Here is a 16,199-nt window from a genome sequence, read left to right on the forward strand (position 1 = left end):
CCGCATTCTCCTGCCGAAGGCCGGCTCATAGCGTCAGCGCCATGACCACTTCCCTCTCTGCGCCGGCGGCCTTACCCCGCGCTCGCCGTGGACTGCTGGTGTTCCTCGGCCTCGCGTATCTCGGCATGTGGCTGGCCATGTCGCCACTCCTGCTGAGCGGCTTCCGCCGGAGCGACGGCCGGGCGGAGACCGGAGATCTGGAGCACGTGTGCATCTCGGCGGCGATGCTGGCGCCGGCTCTCGCCGCGGTCCTCGTCATCCGCTTCATCGAGCCGGCCGGCAGGGGACGGGTGCGGGACGCCCTTGCCCTGCGGTGGCCCGCACCCCCGGGACGTGCGGTGCGGGCGTGCCTGCCGGCCGTCGCCGTCCCTGCCGTCCTCACCGTCGCGGCTCTCTGCATCGGCAGCGCGGCCGGCGTCTACTCCTGGGGCGAGCTGCGCCGGGACGAACTCGGTACGTGGGCAGCACGGATGCTGCCGGAGCTGCTGATCTCGCTGCCCCTGTTCTTCGGGGAGGAACTGGGCTGGCAGGGGTACCTGTTTCCGCGCCTGGCGCGGGACGGGCGGGGGCTGCGCCTGGTGTGGGCGTACGTGGCCACCAGCATCGCGTTCGCCCTGTGGCACCTGCCCACCCTGCTGGTGGGCGGGCAGTATCCAGGGCGGCCCTGGTACGTGTCCGTGCCCGCGATGCTGGTGAGTTGTACCCTCGGGCTGCCGATCTTCACCTGGCTGCGGCTGCGTTCCGGGTCGGTGATCCCGGCGGTCGTCGGCCATGCCTGCGTCAGCACGGTCAGTGTGAACATGGTCAAGGAATTCGCCGATCCGCACCTCACGCTCGACCCCCTGCACATGGGGCTCTTCGGCTGGCCCGGCTGGCTCACCATGGGCGCGTTCGTCGCTTTCCTCGCCCTCACGGGACGGCTCCGCCTGCCGTCGGCCCCTTCCTGAAGCGCACCGGCCGCGGCGCCGTGGCCGTCACTCCGTGGCGGTCACTCCGTGGTGGGGCCGAGTTGGACGCAGCATTCCCCCGGGCGGGGTGCGAGGACGGCCGCCACGCCGCTGACCTTCAAACCCTGCAGATATCCGGCGATGAAGGCGTGGTTCATCCCGCACACCAGGTCGGGGGCCCGGGCTGCCAGCGGGTGGAACGGGCAGTTGCGCAGCCGGAGTTGGGTGGACGTTTCGCGGAACGGCTCGAAGCCGTGCTGGTCGAGCATCCGCTCGCAGACGTTGAGCCCGCGTTCCGTGCCGAGCCGGCCGGGACGGGTCTGCTCCCGTTCGGCCTCGCCCAGTTCCCGGCCGCGCCGGCCGGCCGTGCGTACCGCGGCGTGGGTCGCGGTTTCGCCCTCGTCCTCGCTCAGGACGGCCTCCAGCAGGAGGTCGGCGAGGAGCTCGTGGCGGCGGTCGGGGATGCTGACCCGGATCTCGCTGTCGGTGGGTTCGTAGACCTTGGGCTGCCGGCCGACCTTCCGGATGCCGCCGGGCGAGGCGTAGCGGGCGCGCAGCAGACCGGCGTCCACCAGCTTGTCGAGATGGAAGGCGGCGAGCTTACGGGAGATGCCCACACTGGCGGCCGCCTCGTCCCGGGTGACGGGGCGGCCCTGGCGCCGGATGAACGCGAACATCTGCCGCCGGGAGTCCTCATTGAGGACGCTCACGGACTCGATCGCGGCGTCGTCCGGGCGCCTCTGCGGCGTTGCGTCGGGATCCACCCCTCCACGATAACGCGCACACCGGTAGGTCCAACCGGTAAATCGTCACGATGTGCGGCGCTCACCTGCCCGTCTTGACGCCCCTCCGGAATAAGACCAAGATTTGTTGGTGAAAAGGAGGTGGTCGGCATGGCTGATCCGTTGTCCGGCCGTGCCAAGCGGCCGGTGAGTGCCGCACTGGCCGGTCCGTACGGGCACCCGTTCCATCCGATCCTGGTCACGGTCCCCATCGGCGCCTGGGTGGCCGGCGTGGTCTTCGACATCGCTTCGCACCTGGTGCACGATCCGGCCTTCCTGGCCCAGGGCGCGATGTGGCTGATCGCGCTGGGCGTGGTCGGCGCGCTGGTCGCCGCGACGGTGGGGTTCCTGGACCTGTTCGCGATTCCGCCCGGGACCCCGGCGTTCCGCGTCGGTCTGCTGCACATGACGCTGAACCTGCTGGTCACCGCCGCTTACGTGGGCAACTTCCTGTGGCGGCACGCCGGTCACGGCCCCGCGGGCAGCGTCGGGGCCGGGATGCTCACGCTGAACGCCGTGAGCCTGGTGGTCCTGGGCGTCTCGGGATACCTGGGCGGCAAGCTCGCCTACCGCTACGGGGTGCGGGTCGCCGACGAGACCACGCAGGCCGAGGGCTTCGTTGCCGGACGACCCGGAGCGGACCGAAGCACCGGCTGACCCTTCCCCTCCACCGCGGTCGCGCGTCGTCGCGGCGCGGTGGCCAACCCGTTCACCAAGAGGCGCAAGAGGAGTCCCGATGGACATCGCCGCACTGATCGCTTGGCTGATCACCGCTTTGGGCGGCTTCTACATGCTCGGCACCTGGCTCTCCCGCGGAGGGGCCTCCGGCGGCACCAGCCGGCTGCCCGTCCCGGTCGTCTTCGGACACTTCGCGCTGGCCGCGGCCGGCCTGGTCGTCTGGATCATCTACTTGATCACCGACAAGGACGCGCTGGCCTGGACCGCCTTCGGCCTGCTCGTGCCCGTGGCCCTGCTCGGCTTCACGATGCTGGCCCGTTGGATCCCCGTCCACCGGGCCCGCGCCGCCGCCGAGGCCACCGCGGGGACGCAGGCCGAGCCCGCCGAGCGGCACTTCCCCGTACCGGTGGTCGTCGGCCACGGACTCTTCGCCGTCATCACGGTCGTCCTGGTCCTGCTCACCGCCCTGGGTATCGGTGGCAGCTGAGATGACCCACCGACCCCAGGCCGCCATGGACCTCGCCCCCGAGGATCCGGAGATACCGATACCCGCCCCGGCCGCGCTGCGCGTCGTCCACGAAACGGACGGCATCGACCTGGCCGCCGCGGAACGCGCGGCGGGACGGTTCCTGCAGGCTCTCGGCATCTCCACCGAGAACGAGAGCCTGCGCGGGACCCCCGGCCGCATGGCCCGCGCGTACGCGGAGCTGTTCAGCCCCCGCCCCTTCGACCTCACGACCTTCCCCAACGACGAGGGGTACGACGAACTCGTGCTGGCCCGCAGCATCCCGGTGCGGTCGGTGTGCGAGCACCATCTGCTGCCGTTCGTCGGTACCGCCCACGTCGGCTACCTGCCCGGACGGCGGATCCTGGGCCTGTCCAAACTGGCCCGGGTGGTCGAGCACTTCGCCTGCCGTCCCCAGGTCCAGGAACGCCTCACCAAACAGGTCGCCGACTGGTTGCAGACGCAGCTGGACCCCAAGGGCGTGGGCGTCGTCATCGAAGCCGAACACACCTGTATGACGCTCCGCGGCGTCCAGGCCACCGGCTCCAGCACCCTCACCTCCACCCTCCTGGGCACCCTGCGCAACGACGCCCGCTCACGCGCCGAATTCCTCGCCCTGAGCGGCCTGCCCACCCGATAGCCGGTACCCAACAGGCCCCTGAAAGCCAAGACTTCACCTCGTCACGGAACGGACCGAAAGACCGCCGCATGGAAATCTGGATCAATCCCGCTTGCTCCAAGTGCCAGTCCGCCCTGTCACTGCTGGACGCGGAAGCAGCGCAGTACACGGTGCGGCACTACCTGGAGGACCCGCCGACCGTGGACGAACTCGCCGCCGTCCTCGACCGACTGGGACTGGAGCCGTGGGACATCACCCGCCTCGGCGAACCCGCCGCGGCCGAACTGGACCTCGCCACATGGCCGCGTGAACCCGCCGACCGCACGCGGTGGATCGAGGCACTGGCCGCCCATCCCGCGCTGATCCAGCGCCCGATCATCACCGCCGACGACGGCACAGCGGTGGTGGCCCGCTCACCGGAATCGGTGCGCTCGGCGCTGCGGTAGCCCGGCACAGCGGGGGCTGGCACGATGAGCGTCCATGGATGATCACGTCGCCCCCACCACCCAAGCGCTGGACCTGATCAAGGACCGCTTTCCGCACGCCCTGGGTGCCGTTCTCGGGGGCTCGGCCGCCCAAGGCCGGGCCACCCCGACCAGCGATCTGGACGTGGCGGTTCTCCTCCCGGACGGCGACACCAGCCGCCGCGAGGTGGTACGCCACGGCGGCCGCCTGGCCGAACTCTTCCTGCACACACGCGCGGATGTCCCGGAACACTTCGAGAGGGACAGACTCCTCCGCCGGGGCACCCTCCTCTTCATCTACGACCAGGGTCTTCCCCTGGCCGACCCGCACGGCCATCTGGCCCGTATCCGTGAACAGGCCCGAGCAGTGCTCGCGGCGGGCCCTCCGCCGCTCACCCCGGCGGAGTGGGAACGAGGACGCTATGTCCTCACCTGTTTCCTGGACGACCTGACCGATACGTCACCTGCCACGTCACCGACCGGGCGGTACGAACAGCTCTCCCTCGCCGACTTCACCTTCCGTGAGGCGGCGCACCTCCTCATCGCTCACCACGGCTGCTGGACCGGCATCGGCAAATGGCTGCCCCGCAGGCTGCTGAGTGCGGACCCGGTACGAGGCAAGGCCCTGCTGGACGGCCATCGGGCCGTGGCCGAACACGCGGACCCAGCCCCCTTGGCGGTGGCCGCCGAGCAGGTGCTCGACGTTCTCGGCGGGCCGCTCAGGGAGGGGTACACACAACGCTGGCGCGCCTGAGCCGGCCCGTCATGGCCGGTCAGGCGGTCAGCCGGCGGACCAGGGTGACGAGGCTCTCGCGCTGGGCTTCCGGTCCCGCCTCGGCGACGGCAGGCATGAGCATGCAGGCCAGTTGCGGCAGCGTGAACCAGGATGCGGTCAGTGCGATCACCGCGTGCATCAACTGGCCGGCGCTGACCTGGTCGTTGAGGGCCCCGGACTTCTGGGCCCGGGCGACCGCGGCGATCTTCTCGTCGTAGTGGCCGGTGCGTTCGGACTCGGCGACCACCCGGTCCTGGTACTGCAGGCCTTCCCAGGCGAGCAGCCGCACGAAATGCGGGTGCTCGCGGTGGTAGTCGAAGACCCGGCCCGCATAGTCGCCCAGGTCCCGGGCCTGTTCGGCGGTGAGGGGTACCGCGGCCGCGATCTTCTGCAGTTCGGATTCCTGCACCGCCACGAACAGCTTTTCCTTGCTGCCGAAGTACTGGTAGATCCGCTCCTTGTTGACGCCCGCCCGGGTCGCCACCCGCGCCACCCGGGCGCCTTCCGGGCCGAACTCGGCGAACTCCTCCACCGCCGCATCGAGCAGCAGTTGTTTCGTACGTGCGGTGTCCCAGGCCATGCCGCCACCCTAACTCACGTCCAACCAAAGGGTTGGATTCTGTGGCGGGCCTGTGCCAAACTCCAACCTGACGGTTGGAGAATCTGCTCCGGCCCATCTGACCAGGGGGAATCCATGTTCATGTCCACGTCCACCGGCCCGTGCACGACCAGGTCCAAGTCCATGAGCGCGCCTGCCCGTGTCCCGTCCGTCCATCGTCGGGCGCTGATCACCTGGATCGCCGTCTACCCCACGATCACGGTCGTCCTCGGCCTGCTCGGCCCGGCCACCGCCCCTCTGCCACTGGTGCTGCGGACGCTGATACTCACCGCGATCGTCGTCCCCGTCGCCGCCTACGTCCTCATCCCCTTGCTGATGAAGGCCAACGCCGCGCTCACCCGCCGCTGACCCCCCTTCACCTCGCGGACCGTCACAACATGACGTGCTTGACCTGGGTGTAGTCGAGCAGCCCGGTGAGCGAGAGGTCACTGCCGTGGCCGGAGTGGCGTACGCCGCCGTGCGGCATCTCCGAGACCGTCGTGCCGTGGGTGTTGATCCAGACGATGCCGGTGTGCAGTGCGCGGGTCGCGCGCATGGCACGGTCGTGGTCGCGGGTCCAGACGCTCGCGGCGAGTCCCTGGCGTACGTCGTTCGCCAGGCGGAGGGCCTCGGGCTCGTCGGTGAAGGGCTGCACGGTGACGACCGGGCCGAACACCTCGCTCTGGACGATCTCGTCCCCTTGCCGGGCGCCCGTGACCACCGTGGGCCGGTGGAAGTAGCCGGGGCGGGGAAGGCCGGCGCCGCCGGTGACGACCTCGGTGTGGGGTGGGAGGCGCTGCAACTGCCCCTGCACAGAAGCGAGTTGGTCCGCACTGGCAAGAGGTCCGAAGTCGGCGCGGTCGTCGTCGGGTGGTCCGGGACGCAGCCGTGCGACCCGGTCGGCGAAGGCGGCCACGAAGGCGTCGTGGACCCGCTGGTGGACCAGGATCCTGGTGGCGGCCGTGCAGTCCTGCCCCGCGTTGTAGAAGGACAGCGACGACAACTGCGCGGCCGTCTCGTCGAGATCGGCGTCGTCGTACACCAACACCGGTGCGTTTCCGCCCAGTTCCAGGTGGAGCCGCTTGAGGTCGGCGGCCGCCGCGGCGGCGATCTCCTGCCCCGCTCGGACGCTGCCGGTGACGGCCACCAGCCGGACCCGCGGGTGGGTGACGAGGGAGCGCCCGGTGTCGCGGTCGCCGCACACGACGTTGAGCACGCCGGGCGGGAGGTGTTCGGCGGCCAGACGGGCGAGGAGGGCGGCCGAGGTCGGCGTGGTGTCGGACGGTTTGAGGACCACGGCATTGCCGGCGGCCAGCGCGGGCGCGATCTTCCACGCGGCCATCATCAGGGGGTAGTTCCACGGTGTGATCTGGGCGCAGACACCGACCGGTTCGCGGCGCAGGACGGAGGTGCGCCCCGGGGTGTACTCGGCGGCCGCCGCGCCCGGGAGGTTCCGGGCGGCTCCCGCGAAGTAGCGCACCACGTCCACGACCGCGGGAAGTTCGTCCGCCAGGAAGAGGCGGCGCGGCTTGCCCGTGTCGGTCACCTCGGCGCTCGCCAGCGTCTCCGCCTCCCGCTCCAGGGCGTCGGCGATGCGGAGCAGTGCGGTCTGCCGGTGCGCGGGAGTCGTCATCGACCAGCCGTGCAACGCCCTTTCGGCGGCCCGGCAGGCCGCGTCGACGTCCTCGGGTCCGGAGCGCGCGGCCGTGCCGTGCTTCCGGCCCGTGGCCGGGTCGACCAGCGGCAGCGTGGCACCCGAGGCGGCCGGCACCTCGTGGCCGTCGATGTGGTTGAGGACGGTCGTGCGGCGGTCGGGGTCAGCCACGGCGCAGTGCCTCCTCGGCGGCGGCGCGGCCGGTGCGGACGGCGCCCTCCATGTATCCGGCGACCCACTGGTCGGAGCCGCAGACGTAGAACGGCGGTTCGTGGGTGCCGTGCAGCGGGCCGACCGCCATGACCTCGCCGGGCGGCCACTGGGTGACATACCCCTGGGTCCACGGATCGCTGCCCCACAGCCGCAGGTGGCAGGCGGTCGGCCGGTGGGCCTGGTCGCCGAACATGGCGGCCATCTCGGCGAGCAGTTCGGGGGCCCGGAGGTGGGGTGGGGTGCCGAGCAGGACGCCGTAGCGCTCGGGCGGTACGAGCGCCGACAGGATGCCTTCGTTCTGCGGCCAGGTGCTGCCCAGCACCCCCTCGGACTCGGACAGGCCGTTCAGATCGTCGGCGCGCCAGAAGGGGCGGTCGTAGACGGCGGTGAACTTGGCGGCGGTCGCGTGGCGTTGGCGGTGCAGGGAGGCGAGCCGGGCCTCGCTCACGCCCGTGACGGCGACGGAACGGAGCGGGCCCACGGGCAGGGCGCTCACCACGGCCCCGGCGGTGAGGACTTCGCCGGTGGCCAGGCGTACGGTGCACCGGCCGGGGAGGACATCGACCGCGGCGACCGGCGAGCCCAGCCGGACGCGGGCCCCCAGCTCGCGGCCCATGACCTCGGCCAGCGTCGCCGAACCCGCCGCCGGCCGCAGTCCCTCCCACTCCGCGTAGTCGTAGTCGCCCGTGCCGGAAGCCGGGACCGCGGCGCTCTTGCGGAGCGCTGCCAGCAGCGAGATCCGCTCGTACGAGCCGCCGGCCAGGGCGAGTTGGCCGATGTCCCACAGACGGACCACGGCCGGGGTGGCGTGCCGGGAGCGCAGCCAGCCGGCCACGGAGAGCCGGTCCAGTGCGGTGGCGTCCGGATGCGACCAGGGGTCGTCGGGGTCGACGGTGGCGGCCAGGGCGGTGAATTCCGCGCTGAGCCGCTCATGCAGCAGCGCGTCGCCGGGGCCGAACCAGTGCGGCGGGTCGCCGGCCGAGCGGCCCTCCGGTGTGGCCCGGGTGATGCGGCCGGGTTCGGCGACATAGCTGGGGACCAGTGCGAGGCCGAGTTCCTCGGCGAGTCGGAGGTAGGCGGTGTGCCCCTGGCCGACCACCTCGCCGCCCAACTGGACGGTGCGGCCGTCGGGCGTACGGGTCTGCTCGACCCGGCCGCCGACGCGGTCCCGGGCCTCCAGGACGAGCACGTCGGTGCCTGCGCCCGCCAGATCCCGGGCGGCGGCGAGCCCGGCCAGGCCGGCGCCGAGCACGATCACGTCGTGATGCATCGTGGTCACTTTTCTGTGGGAGGGCTCAGGCCAGGACCAGGCAGTGCTCGGGCCGCCAGCCGAACTCCACCGTCTCGCCGCCGCCCCAGCGGTCCTCCATACGCGCGCGGTCCGTGTTCTGCTCCAGGACGGACAGCGTGACGCCCGGGGCGAGTTCGATGAGGTAGGTGGTGGTCGGGCCGCTGTAGACGGTCTCGCGGATCACCCCGCGCAGCACCGGCATGTCCGGTTCGAAGTCCGACAGCCAGATCTTCTCGGGGCGCACGGACACACTGACCGCCGTGCCGTCCGCGATACCGGTCCGGGCGCCGACGGGCAGGGCGGGCCCCTGTTCCAGGGCGACCTCGCCACCCCGGTACGTGCCGGTCATCAGGTTGGAGGTGCCCATGAAGGAGGCGACGAAGCGGGTGGCGGGGTGCTCGTAGACGTCCTCGGGCGTGCCGCACTGTTCGATGCGTCCGTGGTTCAGCACGGCGATCCGGTCGGACATGGTCAGTGCCTCGTCCTGGTCGTGGGTGACGAAGACGAAGGTGATGCCGACCTCGCGCTGGATCTGCTTCAGCTCCACCTGCATCTGCCGGCGCAGCTTGAGGTCGAGGGCGGCCAGCGGCTCGTCGAGGAGCAGGACGGCGGGACGGTTGACCAGCGCGCGGGCGAGGGCGATCCGCTGGCGCTGGCCGCCGGAGAGGGTCCGGGGTGCGCGGTCGGCGAGGCCGTCGAGCTGGACCAGCTCCAGCATCTCGCCGACGCGCTGCCGGATCTCGGCCTTGCCGACGCCCTTGCGCTTGAGGCCGAAGGCGACGTTGTCGGCGACGTTGAGGTGGTCGAAGAGCGCGTAACTCTGGAAGACCGTGTTGACGTTGCGCTTGTTCGGCGGCAGTGCGGTCACGTCCTCGCCGGCGAGCAGCACCGAGCCCTCGGTGGGGTCGCTGAAGCCGCCGATCATCCGCAGGGTGGTCGTCTTGCCACAGCCGGAGGGACCGAGCAGGGAGAAGAAGTGGCCGGCTTCGATGTCGAGGTCGAGGTGGTGCACGGCGTAGGAGTCGGCGAACTGCTTGGAGACGCCGTCGAGCCGGACGGCGGGGGTCGCGTCCATGGAGTCACTCTCCGGAGAGGATGTCGAGGCCGCCGCGGCGGCCGAAGAGGCGCGGGATGAACAGCGCCAGGGCGATCAGGCAGATGGAGCCGACGAGCATCAGGGTGCCGACGGCGTTGATGGTGGGCTGCACGCCGAAGCGGATCGCCGAGTAGATCCGTACCGACAGCGGCTGCGGGTCGACGCCGGTGGTGAAGTAGGCGAGGACGAAGTCGTCGAAGACCAGCGCGAAGATCAGCACGGCGGAGGCGAGCACGGCGGGCAGCAGGGCCGGCAGGGTCACCAGGCGGACCGCCTGCCAGCGGGTGGCGCCGAGGTCCATGGCGGCCTCCTCGACCTCCGGGTTCAGCGCGGCGACCCGGGAGCGCAGGATGACCGTGACGTAGGAGATCGAGAAGGTGATCTCGGCGAGCATCACCGTGCCGGTGGAAAGGGCCACGCCCAGGCCCTTGAACAGCAGCATCGACGCGACGCCGGTGACGATCTCCGGCGTGATCAGCGGCACCAGCATGACCAGGCCGGCCAGCGAGCCGAGCCGGGTGCGGCAGCGGACCAGGCCGAGCGCGAGCGCGACGCCGAGGACGACCGAACCGGCCATCGCCACCAGGGAGATCCGCAGGCTGGCGCCGAGCGACGAGAGGAGGACGTCGTCGTGGACGAACGCGTGGTACCAGCGCAGGCTGAACCCGCCGAAGACGGTCAGGGACTTCTTGGTGTTGAAGGAGAAGAGCGCCACGACGGCGATGGGCAGATAGAGCAGCGCGAAGAACAGCCCGGTGACGGCGAGGAGGATCCGCGGCCTGCGCTCGGTGCGGCCGCGCCGTGCCCGGGCCCGGGCGGCCGGGCGGGCCGGGGCGGTGGCGGAGGGCGTACGCAGCAGGGTCATCGGCGGGCCTCCGCCTCGTCCTTGCGGGTGCGGCGCAGATAGCCGAACATCCCGATCAGCAGGACCAGCATCAGCAGCATGGTGAGCGCGGAGCCCAGCGGCCAGTTCTGGCCCTGGAAGAACTTGTCCTGGATGAGGTTTCCGATCATGATCTGGTCCGGGCCTCCCATGAGCTGTGCGCTGACGAAGTCGCCCATGGCGGGCAGGAAGACCAGTACGAGGCCGGCCGCCGCGCCCTGCCGGGTGGCGGGCAGGGTGACGAACAAGAAGGTGCGGACCGGGCCGCCGTACAGGTCGCGGCCGGCTTCGATGAGCGAGACGTCGAGGCGCTCCAGGGCCGCGTAGAGCGGGATGATCATGAAGACGACGAAGCCGTAGACCAGTCCCGCGACCACGCCGACGCCGGAGTTGAGGATCTTCGTGCTCCCGTCGGCCAGTCCCACCGCGCGCAGGGCGCGCAGGACGGGCCCGTCGTCGGAGAGCACCACCGACCAGCCGTACATCCGCACCAGGTAGTTGGCGAAGAACGGCACCACGATCGCGGCGATCAGCGCGTTCTTGTACCGGCCGCCGTACCGCGCGAGGGTGTAGGCCACCGGGTAGGCGATCAGCAGGCAGATGACGCAGGTCAGCAGGGCGTAGCCGAGGGAGCGGGCCAGCACCTCGGTGTAGGCGGGGTCGGCGAGGGCGCGGATGCCGGCGAGGTCGAAGCCGAAGCGCGGGTTGCCGAGTTCGTCGGTGGTGCCGACCGCGAGAACGGCGACGAGCACCAGGGAGGCGATCAGGAATCCGGTCATCCAGAGGGTGCCGGGCAGCATCAACCAGACCCACATCCGGTTCCCGCCGGCGTCCCGGCGGCTGCGCGAGGACTGTCGGAGCAGTGCCATGGATCAGCCCGCCTTCACATGGGTCCAGGCGGTGTCGCGGGCGTCCTCCGCCGCACGGCTGCCGTTGCGGAAGAACAGGTCCGCCTTCAGGTCGTCCTCGGTGACCAGACACTCGGGGAAGGGTTTGACCAGGTCGGCGTAGGTCTTCTCGGAGCCGGCCACCGGCATCGGGTAGCCGATGTACTCGATGTTCTTCTTCACGTTCTCCGGCCGCAGCATGTAGTCGATGAAGAGCATCGCGGTGCCGGGGTGCGGGGCGTTCCAGGGGATGGCGTAGCAGTCGGAGTTGATCGGCGTGCCCTCTTTGGGGGCCTGGAAGCCGAACACGGACGGGTCCTTGGCCTGCTGGAGCATGGCGGCCATGTCGCCGCTCCATGCCTGGGTCATCAGCGCGTTGCCGTTGAGGAGGTTGTTGTAGCTGTCGCTGGAGAAGCCGCGCAGGCGCGGGCGCAGGGTGCTCAGCAGGGAGGTGATGCGGTCGAGGTCGCCGGTCCCGCCGGTGCTGACGCCCAGACCGAGTTCGAGGGCGCCCATCCCGAGCACCTCGTCACGGTCGTCGAGCAGGAAGACCTTGCCCCGGACCCGGTCGCTCCACAGGTCCTTCCAGGAGCCGCTCAGTTCGCCGATCTTGTCGCGGCGCCAGCCGATGCCGGTCTTGTACGCCGTGAACGGGACGGTGTGCGCGGAACCGGGGTCGTACCAGGGGTCGGCGAAATAGCCGTACCTGCCGAACACGGCGTCCGCGCGGTCGAGTCGGGAGTGGTCGATGCGGCGCAGCCGGCCGCCGCGGACCAGGCGCTGGGCCCATTTGGCGGTGGGGAAGATGATGTCGTAGCGGTTGCCGGCGTTGAGCTTGGCGACCATGCCTTCCATCGAGTCGAAGTTCGACTGGACGACCTGGACGCCGTACTCCTTCTCGAAGCCCTTGAACACGGACGGGTCGACGAAGTCGGCCCAGTTGAAGTAGACGAGATCGCCGTCGACGCGCGGCCGGACCGGCGCGAGGGCCTTGGCGTCGGGGGTTTTCGCGGGCATGAACCCACAGCCGCCGGCCGCGGCGCCCAGCAGGCCGCAGGCGGCCGCCCGCAGCACGGTGCGTCGGGACGGCGGGGGTACCTCGGGGGACATGGAGCGTCCTCTCCGTCGAGGAACGGCACAAGTCCAGGGCGGGACCGGCTGGTCGGCTCACTTCAGGCCCTGATTCCGCAGTGAAGACCGGTCTGGGGAGGGTGCGCGGGTGCGTGGGTCAGCGGGGGAGGGGTAAGCCCGGCGGGAGGAACACCGGCTGCGGCTGTGGTCCGGCCGGCGTCACCGCGCGTCCGCTTCCAGGTCGTCCCGGACCCGGCGGGCGAACCAGCCGACGGCGGCCTCCCGGCCGGAGAGCGGCCCGGGCTCGAAACCGGGCGTCGTCAGACCGGCCTGCACCCGCTCCACCAGCTCGGCGTCCTCGTCGTTGGTGACCCAGCCGATGTGGATGTTCAGCCGCCGGGCCAGCCGGGTGCGCAGGCTCTCGCCGTGCCGGGTGTAGAAGGCGCCGGGGATCGCCGCCCGGTCCTGGGCGGTGGGCAGGGCGGTCCACGCGAGCACGTGGTCAGGGTAGAAGTCGATGAGCGTGTTGGGATAGATCACGGCGTACCGCCACACCCGCCGGTCGTCCTCGGTCAGCCCCGGCATCGGGGCCGCCAGCCGCTGGTAGAGCCGCTCGGTCCAGTTCGAGGAGGGCTTGTCGCGCAGCGGTGACTCGAACAGGACGTAGTCCTCCTGCACGTCCACGGTGTACGCCTGGTAGTCCAGCAGCCGCATCAGCGCCGGGTGGGCGACGGGGACGTGGTAGCCCTCCAGATAGTTGTCGACGATCACCTTCCAGTTGGCGTTCTGCTCCTCGCCGCCCGCCAGGTCGTGGATGCGGTGCTTGCCGACGGGCACGAGACCCGGCCCGGCGTAGCGGCCGACGGCCTCGGCGAGCCCGGCGCAGCTCTCGGCGAGCGGGACGGCGTCGAGGTCGAGGTTGACGAAGACGAAGCCGAGGAAGGACTCCGCCTTGACCGGGTGCAGCCCGAGCCGGGGCTTGTCCAGGCAGGGGATCCGGCGCGCCTCGGGGGCGCCGACGAGCCGCCCGTCCAGCTTGTAGGTCCAGCCGTGGTACGGGCAGCGGATCGCCTTGCCCGCCGGTTCGGGGGCGCTGACCAGGCGGGTTCCGCGGTGCCGGCAGACGTTGAGGTGGGCCGCGAGCCCGCCGTCCTCGGTACGGACGACCAGTACCTCCCGGCCGGCGGCGGTGGCGGTCAGGCGGGCGCCGGGGCCGGGGAGGTCGGATTCGTGGCAGACGAGCTGCCAGGACCTGGCGAATATGCGCTCGGTCTCGGCCTCGGCGACGGCCGGATCGGTGTAGTAGCGGGCGGACAGTGCTTCCCCGGGGTGCTCGGTCTCGGGGGGCGGTACCGGCGGGGCAGGGGAGTGGGTGGCTGACCGGGTGGTCGAGGTGTGCATCGGGGTGTGCATGGGGTCCTCCTCCGCGCCGCGCGGGGGCGGCGATGGGCGGTGAGGCGGCGTGGGTGAACGCGCGGCAGACCGCGGCTTCGGTGGCTATCGGGCCGCCGACCTGCCGGAATCCGACTGACTGATTGGTTAGTCAGAGTGCGACTGTCGGGGCGACACGTCAAGTCTTGTGGACTGACTAATTGGTTAGTTAGTCTCGGAGCAGGCGGATGGCCCGGGACTGTACGTGGTCGCCCAGGCGCATTCCGTAAAGCCGCCCGCGGACACTGTCCGCGCCTCGGGCGTCCGGATCCGGACGCCCCCGGTCCGGCAGGCGGAGGGCCGGGTCCGGACCTCCGCACCGATCCGGACACCTTCCGTCCCCGCCCTTGCCGCGCCACCCCGTCTGCGGACACCCGCAGGCCGTGCGCCCTCGGAGGCACGCATGAGCGCTCGCCGACATCTGGTCTGGCTCGGCCTGACGCCCGAGCCCGAACAGGAACTGCCCACCGCGGTGGCCGCCCTGCGTGCCCCGGCGGACGGCCGCCCGCCGTCGGCCCTCGTGGCCGCGGAACGGCACCGCGTCGAGCGGCTGGTGCTGCGCGGCACCCAACGCGGCTGGCTGCGCTATCTCGGCGAAGTCACCGCCCTCGTCGTCGAGGCCGCCGCGGGAGCAGCACCCGCCGACCCGCGGCCGGCCCTGGTGGCCGGCGAGGTCGTCCTCGACCACCACCGCATGCTGATCGGCCTGCCCGGGGCCGGCTACGCACGCACGGCCGCCCAACGGCGGGCGCTGGAACGGGCCTTGGCGCGACTGAGGTCCTGCCGCGGACCCGCACCCGCCGGCCACTTCGCACCGAGGAGCACCGTATGACCGGCGTGTTCTCCCTCCTGCCCGACGGGCGGCACGGCCTCCTCGGCCCGCCGTTCGACGGCGGTGCGGACCTCTCCCGCCACCTCGCCGCGGGCGGCTACGCGCCGTTGCCCGCGCCCGGCCGGCTGCTCGACCGGATCGCCGCCGTGGGACTCCGCGGCCGCGGCGGTGCCGGATTCCCCGCCGCGGTCAAGCTGCGCACCGTCCGCGACGCGGCCGGCCCGCCCGTCGTCGTCGCCAACGGAGAGGAGGGCGAGCCGGGTTCCGTGAAGGACCGCTGGCTGCTGCGGCACCGGCCGCACCTGGTCCTCGACGGGCTGCGGCTGGCCGCGGCCCTCACCGGTGCCGCGCGCGGCCATGTGTACCTCTCCGACGCCCCGGCCGAGCAGGCCGTCCGGCAGGCGCTCGCCGAGCGGCCCTTGGACCTGCCCGTCGACGTCGTACGGGCGGAGCACACCTACGTGGCGGGGGAGGAGACCGCGGTCGTACGGCGGATCGACGGCGGGCCCGCGCTGCCCACGGCGAAACCGCCGCGACCGTACGAAAGCGGTGTCGGCGGCGCGCCCACCCTGGTCGCCAACGTGGAGACCCTGGCCCGGATCGCCGCGCTGCACGCGCGCCCGGACGACGCGGACCTGGTCGCGGGCGCTCATCTGGTGACGCTCTCGGGTGCCGGTGGTGCGGCCGCGCTGGTCGAGGTGACCGCCGGTACGCACCTGACGGTCCTCGCCGACCTGGCCGGGCACGGCAGGGCCGGGGCGGTCCTGCTGGGTGGACTGTTCGGCGGGCTCCACGGCGCGGGCTGGCGGGACCTGCCACTCGATCATGACGGCCTGAGCGCGGCCGGCGGCGCGCTCGGCTGCGGGGCGTTGTACTTCCTGCGCCCGGAGGACTGCCCGGTCGCCGTGGCCGCCGAGGCCACCGCATACCTCGCGGCACAGAGCGCCCGGCAGTGCGGGGTGTGCGTCTCGGGCACCGGGGCACTGGCCACAACCCTCGGTGCCGTCGCCCGCGGGGAGGCGAGCGACGGCACGGCCGAGACGCTGCGCCGCTGGTCGCGGCAGCTCCCCGGCCGTGGGGCCTGCGGGCTGCTCGATGCCGCCGCCCACCTCGCCGCCACCCTCCTCACCCACTTCCCCGACCGGGTCGACGCCCATCGCGGTTCCGCCTGCCCGGCGTGCGCGGACCCCGCACCCTGCGACGGACGCCGCTTCACGGTGCCGGTGCCCTGAGCCCCCGCCGCACCTCACCGACCGAACCGCCGCACGGAAAGGACCGCCATGAAACTCCTGCTGGACTCCACCCGCTGCCAGGGCTACGGCCTCTGCCAGGAACCCGCGCCCGAACTGATCGCCCTCGACGACTGGGGCTATGCCCAGGTGCGTGCCGCCGACGTGCCGGTCGACGGCGCGGAAGCCGCCGCTGCCGCCGTCGCCGCCTGCCCCAACTCCGCGCTGCGGCTGGGGAAGTGAC

General features: G+C 71.8%; 19 protein-coding genes. 10 read left to right on the forward strand and 9 right to left on the reverse strand.

Features of this window, described 5'->3' with window-relative positions; genetic code table 11:
- Positions 1-41: 41 nt before the first annotated feature.
- Complete coding sequence (locus AB0E02_RS20160) at positions 42-947, forward strand: CPBP family intramembrane glutamic endopeptidase (RefSeq protein ID WP_362141187.1); 906 nt, start codon at positions 42-44, stop codon at positions 945-947.
- A gap of 41 nt (positions 948-988) precedes the next feature.
- Here the strand turns inward: AB0E02_RS20160 and AB0E02_RS20165 are convergent, their stop codons facing one another.
- On the reverse strand, positions 989-1,711 hold the full coding sequence (locus tag AB0E02_RS20165; protein ID WP_362141189.1) for a transcriptional regulator: 723 nt from the start codon (positions 1,709-1,711) through the stop codon (positions 989-991).
- Positions 1,712-1,840: 129 nt separating this feature from the next.
- Between AB0E02_RS20165 and AB0E02_RS20170 the strand changes: the two genes are divergently transcribed.
- The 5 genes from AB0E02_RS20170 to AB0E02_RS20190 all read left to right on the forward strand — a co-directional run bounded on the left by AB0E02_RS20170 (position 1,841) and on the right by AB0E02_RS20190 (position 4,749).
- The gene (locus AB0E02_RS20170; protein ID WP_362141191.1) at positions 1,841-2,386 is read left to right on the forward strand and encodes a DUF2231 domain-containing protein; all 546 of its coding nucleotides are present in this window, start codon (positions 1,841-1,843) and stop codon (positions 2,384-2,386) included.
- 79 nt (positions 2,387-2,465) lie between these two features.
- A complete protein-coding gene (locus AB0E02_RS20175) occupies positions 2,466-2,894 on the forward strand; it encodes a hypothetical protein (protein WP_362141193.1) in 429 nt (142 codons plus the stop codon).
- 25 nt (positions 2,895-2,919) lie between these two features.
- Positions 2,920-3,552 (forward strand): GTP cyclohydrolase I FolE, encoded by a 633-nt coding sequence (gene folE, locus AB0E02_RS20180; RefSeq protein WP_199812490.1) that lies wholly within the window; start codon positions 2,920-2,922, stop codon positions 3,550-3,552.
- Positions 3,553-3,620: 68 nt separating this feature from the next.
- A complete protein-coding gene (locus AB0E02_RS20185; protein WP_362141195.1) occupies positions 3,621-3,977 on the forward strand; it encodes an ArsC/Spx/MgsR family protein in 357 nt (118 codons plus the stop codon).
- A gap of 34 nt (positions 3,978-4,011) precedes the next feature.
- On the forward strand, positions 4,012-4,749 hold the full coding sequence (locus tag AB0E02_RS20190; protein WP_362141197.1) for a nucleotidyltransferase domain-containing protein: 738 nt from the start codon (positions 4,012-4,014) through the stop codon (positions 4,747-4,749).
- Positions 4,750-4,768: 19 nt separating this feature from the next.
- Here the strand turns inward: AB0E02_RS20190 and AB0E02_RS20195 are convergent, their stop codons facing one another.
- A complete protein-coding gene (locus AB0E02_RS20195) occupies positions 4,769-5,350 on the reverse strand; it encodes a TetR family transcriptional regulator (protein ID WP_362141199.1) in 582 nt (193 codons plus the stop codon).
- 162 nt (positions 5,351-5,512) lie between these two features.
- Here AB0E02_RS20195 and AB0E02_RS20200 point away from each other — a divergent pair, with 162 nt between their 5' ends.
- A complete protein-coding gene (locus tag AB0E02_RS20200; protein WP_362141201.1) occupies positions 5,513-5,737 on the forward strand; it encodes a hypothetical protein in 225 nt (74 codons plus the stop codon).
- Between the two features lie 22 nt (positions 5,738-5,759).
- Here the strand turns inward: AB0E02_RS20200 and AB0E02_RS20205 are convergent, their stop codons facing one another.
- The 7 genes from AB0E02_RS20205 to AB0E02_RS20235 all read right to left on the reverse strand — a co-directional run bounded on the left by AB0E02_RS20205 (position 5,760) and on the right by AB0E02_RS20235 (position 13,876).
- Positions 5,760-7,193 (reverse strand): aminobutyraldehyde dehydrogenase, encoded by a 1,434-nt coding sequence (locus AB0E02_RS20205; RefSeq protein ID WP_362141203.1) that lies wholly within the window; start codon positions 7,191-7,193, stop codon positions 5,760-5,762.
- Positions 7,186-8,505, reverse strand: a complete 1,320-nt coding sequence (locus tag AB0E02_RS20210) for an NAD(P)/FAD-dependent oxidoreductase (RefSeq protein ID WP_362141205.1) — start codon at positions 8,503-8,505, stop codon at positions 7,186-7,188. Before AB0E02_RS20210 ends, AB0E02_RS20205 begins: the two co-directional genes overlap by 8 nt.
- 25 nt (positions 8,506-8,530) lie before the next feature.
- Complete coding sequence (locus AB0E02_RS20215; RefSeq protein ID WP_362141207.1) at positions 8,531-9,601, reverse strand: ABC transporter ATP-binding protein; 1,071 nt, start codon at positions 9,599-9,601, stop codon at positions 8,531-8,533.
- Between the two features lie 4 nt (positions 9,602-9,605).
- Positions 9,606-10,487, reverse strand: coding sequence for an ABC transporter permease (locus AB0E02_RS20220; protein ID WP_362141209.1), 882 nt, complete (start codon positions 10,485-10,487; stop codon positions 9,606-9,608).
- Positions 10,484-11,374, reverse strand: a complete 891-nt coding sequence (locus tag AB0E02_RS20225) for an ABC transporter permease (RefSeq protein ID WP_362141211.1) — start codon at positions 11,372-11,374, stop codon at positions 10,484-10,486. Before AB0E02_RS20225 ends, AB0E02_RS20220 begins: the two co-directional genes overlap by 4 nt.
- 3 nt (positions 11,375-11,377) lie before the next feature.
- Positions 11,378-12,502 (reverse strand): spermidine/putrescine ABC transporter substrate-binding protein, encoded by a 1,125-nt coding sequence (locus AB0E02_RS20230; RefSeq protein ID WP_362141213.1) that lies wholly within the window; start codon positions 12,500-12,502, stop codon positions 11,378-11,380.
- A 180-nt stretch (positions 12,503-12,682) separates the two neighbouring features.
- Positions 12,683-13,876 carry an aromatic ring-hydroxylating dioxygenase subunit alpha gene (locus AB0E02_RS20235; RefSeq protein ID WP_362141215.1) on the reverse strand — a complete coding sequence of 398 codons (1,194 nt, stop codon included), beginning with the start codon at positions 13,874-13,876 and terminating at the stop codon, positions 12,683-12,685.
- A 421-nt stretch (positions 13,877-14,297) separates the two neighbouring features.
- Here AB0E02_RS20235 and AB0E02_RS20240 point away from each other — a divergent pair, with 421 nt between their 5' ends.
- From AB0E02_RS20240 to AB0E02_RS20250, 3 genes are read left to right on the forward strand one after another with little or no spacing between them, the layout of a single operon-like run.
- Positions 14,298-14,726, forward strand: coding sequence for a hypothetical protein (locus tag AB0E02_RS20240; RefSeq protein ID WP_362141217.1), 429 nt, complete (start codon positions 14,298-14,300; stop codon positions 14,724-14,726).
- Complete coding sequence (locus AB0E02_RS20245) at positions 14,723-15,958, forward strand: NADH-ubiquinone oxidoreductase-F iron-sulfur binding region domain-containing protein (protein ID WP_362141219.1); 1,236 nt, start codon at positions 14,723-14,725, stop codon at positions 15,956-15,958. The genes AB0E02_RS20240 and AB0E02_RS20245 overlap by 4 nt, the downstream gene beginning before the upstream one ends.
- Before the next feature lie 48 nt (positions 15,959-16,006).
- On the forward strand, positions 16,007-16,198 hold the full coding sequence (locus AB0E02_RS20250; protein WP_362141221.1) for a ferredoxin: 192 nt from the start codon (positions 16,007-16,009) through the stop codon (positions 16,196-16,198).
- The last annotated feature ends 1 nt before the right edge of the window (position 16,199 follow it).

It is taken from the genome of Streptomyces sp. NPDC048196 (assembly GCF_040652715.1).
In the GTDB taxonomy this organism is placed as follows: Bacteria; Actinomycetota; Actinomycetes; order Streptomycetales; family Streptomycetaceae; genus Streptomyces; species Streptomyces siderophoricus.

Coding starts and splice junctions, on each gene's coding strand:
- AB0E02_RS20160 (WP_362141187.1), top strand. CDS start 42: ATGACCACTTCCCTCTCTGCGCCGGCGGCCTTACCCCGCGCTCGCCGT.
- AB0E02_RS20170 (WP_362141191.1), top strand. CDS start 1,841: ATGGCTGATCCGTTGTCCGGCCGTGCCAAGCGGCCGGTGAGTGCCGCA.
- AB0E02_RS20175 (WP_362141193.1), top strand. CDS start 2,466: ATGGACATCGCCGCACTGATCGCTTGGCTGATCACCGCTTTGGGCGGC.
- folE (WP_199812490.1), top strand. CDS start 2,920: ATGGACCTCGCCCCCGAGGATCCGGAGATACCGATACCCGCCCCGGCC.
- AB0E02_RS20185 (WP_362141195.1), top strand. CDS start 3,621: ATGGAAATCTGGATCAATCCCGCTTGCTCCAAGTGCCAGTCCGCCCTG.
- AB0E02_RS20190 (WP_362141197.1), top strand. CDS start 4,012: ATGGATGATCACGTCGCCCCCACCACCCAAGCGCTGGACCTGATCAAG.
- AB0E02_RS20195 (WP_362141199.1), bottom strand. CDS start 5,350: ATGGCCTGGGACACCGCACGTACGAAACAACTGCTGCTCGATGCGGCG.
- AB0E02_RS20200 (WP_362141201.1), top strand. CDS start 5,513: ATGAGCGCGCCTGCCCGTGTCCCGTCCGTCCATCGTCGGGCGCTGATC.
- AB0E02_RS20210 (WP_362141205.1), bottom strand. CDS start 8,505: ATGCATCACGACGTGATCGTGCTCGGCGCCGGCCTGGCCGGGCTCGCC.
- AB0E02_RS20215 (WP_362141207.1), bottom strand. CDS start 9,601: ATGGACGCGACCCCCGCCGTCCGGCTCGACGGCGTCTCCAAGCAGTTC.
- AB0E02_RS20220 (WP_362141209.1), bottom strand. CDS start 10,487: ATGACCCTGCTGCGTACGCCCTCCGCCACCGCCCCGGCCCGCCCGGCC.
- AB0E02_RS20225 (WP_362141211.1), bottom strand. CDS start 11,374: ATGGCACTGCTCCGACAGTCCTCGCGCAGCCGCCGGGACGCCGGCGGG.
- AB0E02_RS20230 (WP_362141213.1), bottom strand. CDS start 12,502: ATGTCCCCCGAGGTACCCCCGCCGTCCCGACGCACCGTGCTGCGGGCG.
- AB0E02_RS20235 (WP_362141215.1), bottom strand. CDS start 13,876: ATGCACACCCCGATGCACACCTCGACCACCCGGTCAGCCACCCACTCC.
- AB0E02_RS20240 (WP_362141217.1), top strand. CDS start 14,298: ATGAGCGCTCGCCGACATCTGGTCTGGCTCGGCCTGACGCCCGAGCCC.
- AB0E02_RS20245 (WP_362141219.1), top strand. CDS start 14,723: ATGACCGGCGTGTTCTCCCTCCTGCCCGACGGGCGGCACGGCCTCCTC.
- AB0E02_RS20250 (WP_362141221.1), top strand. CDS start 16,007: ATGAAACTCCTGCTGGACTCCACCCGCTGCCAGGGCTACGGCCTCTGC.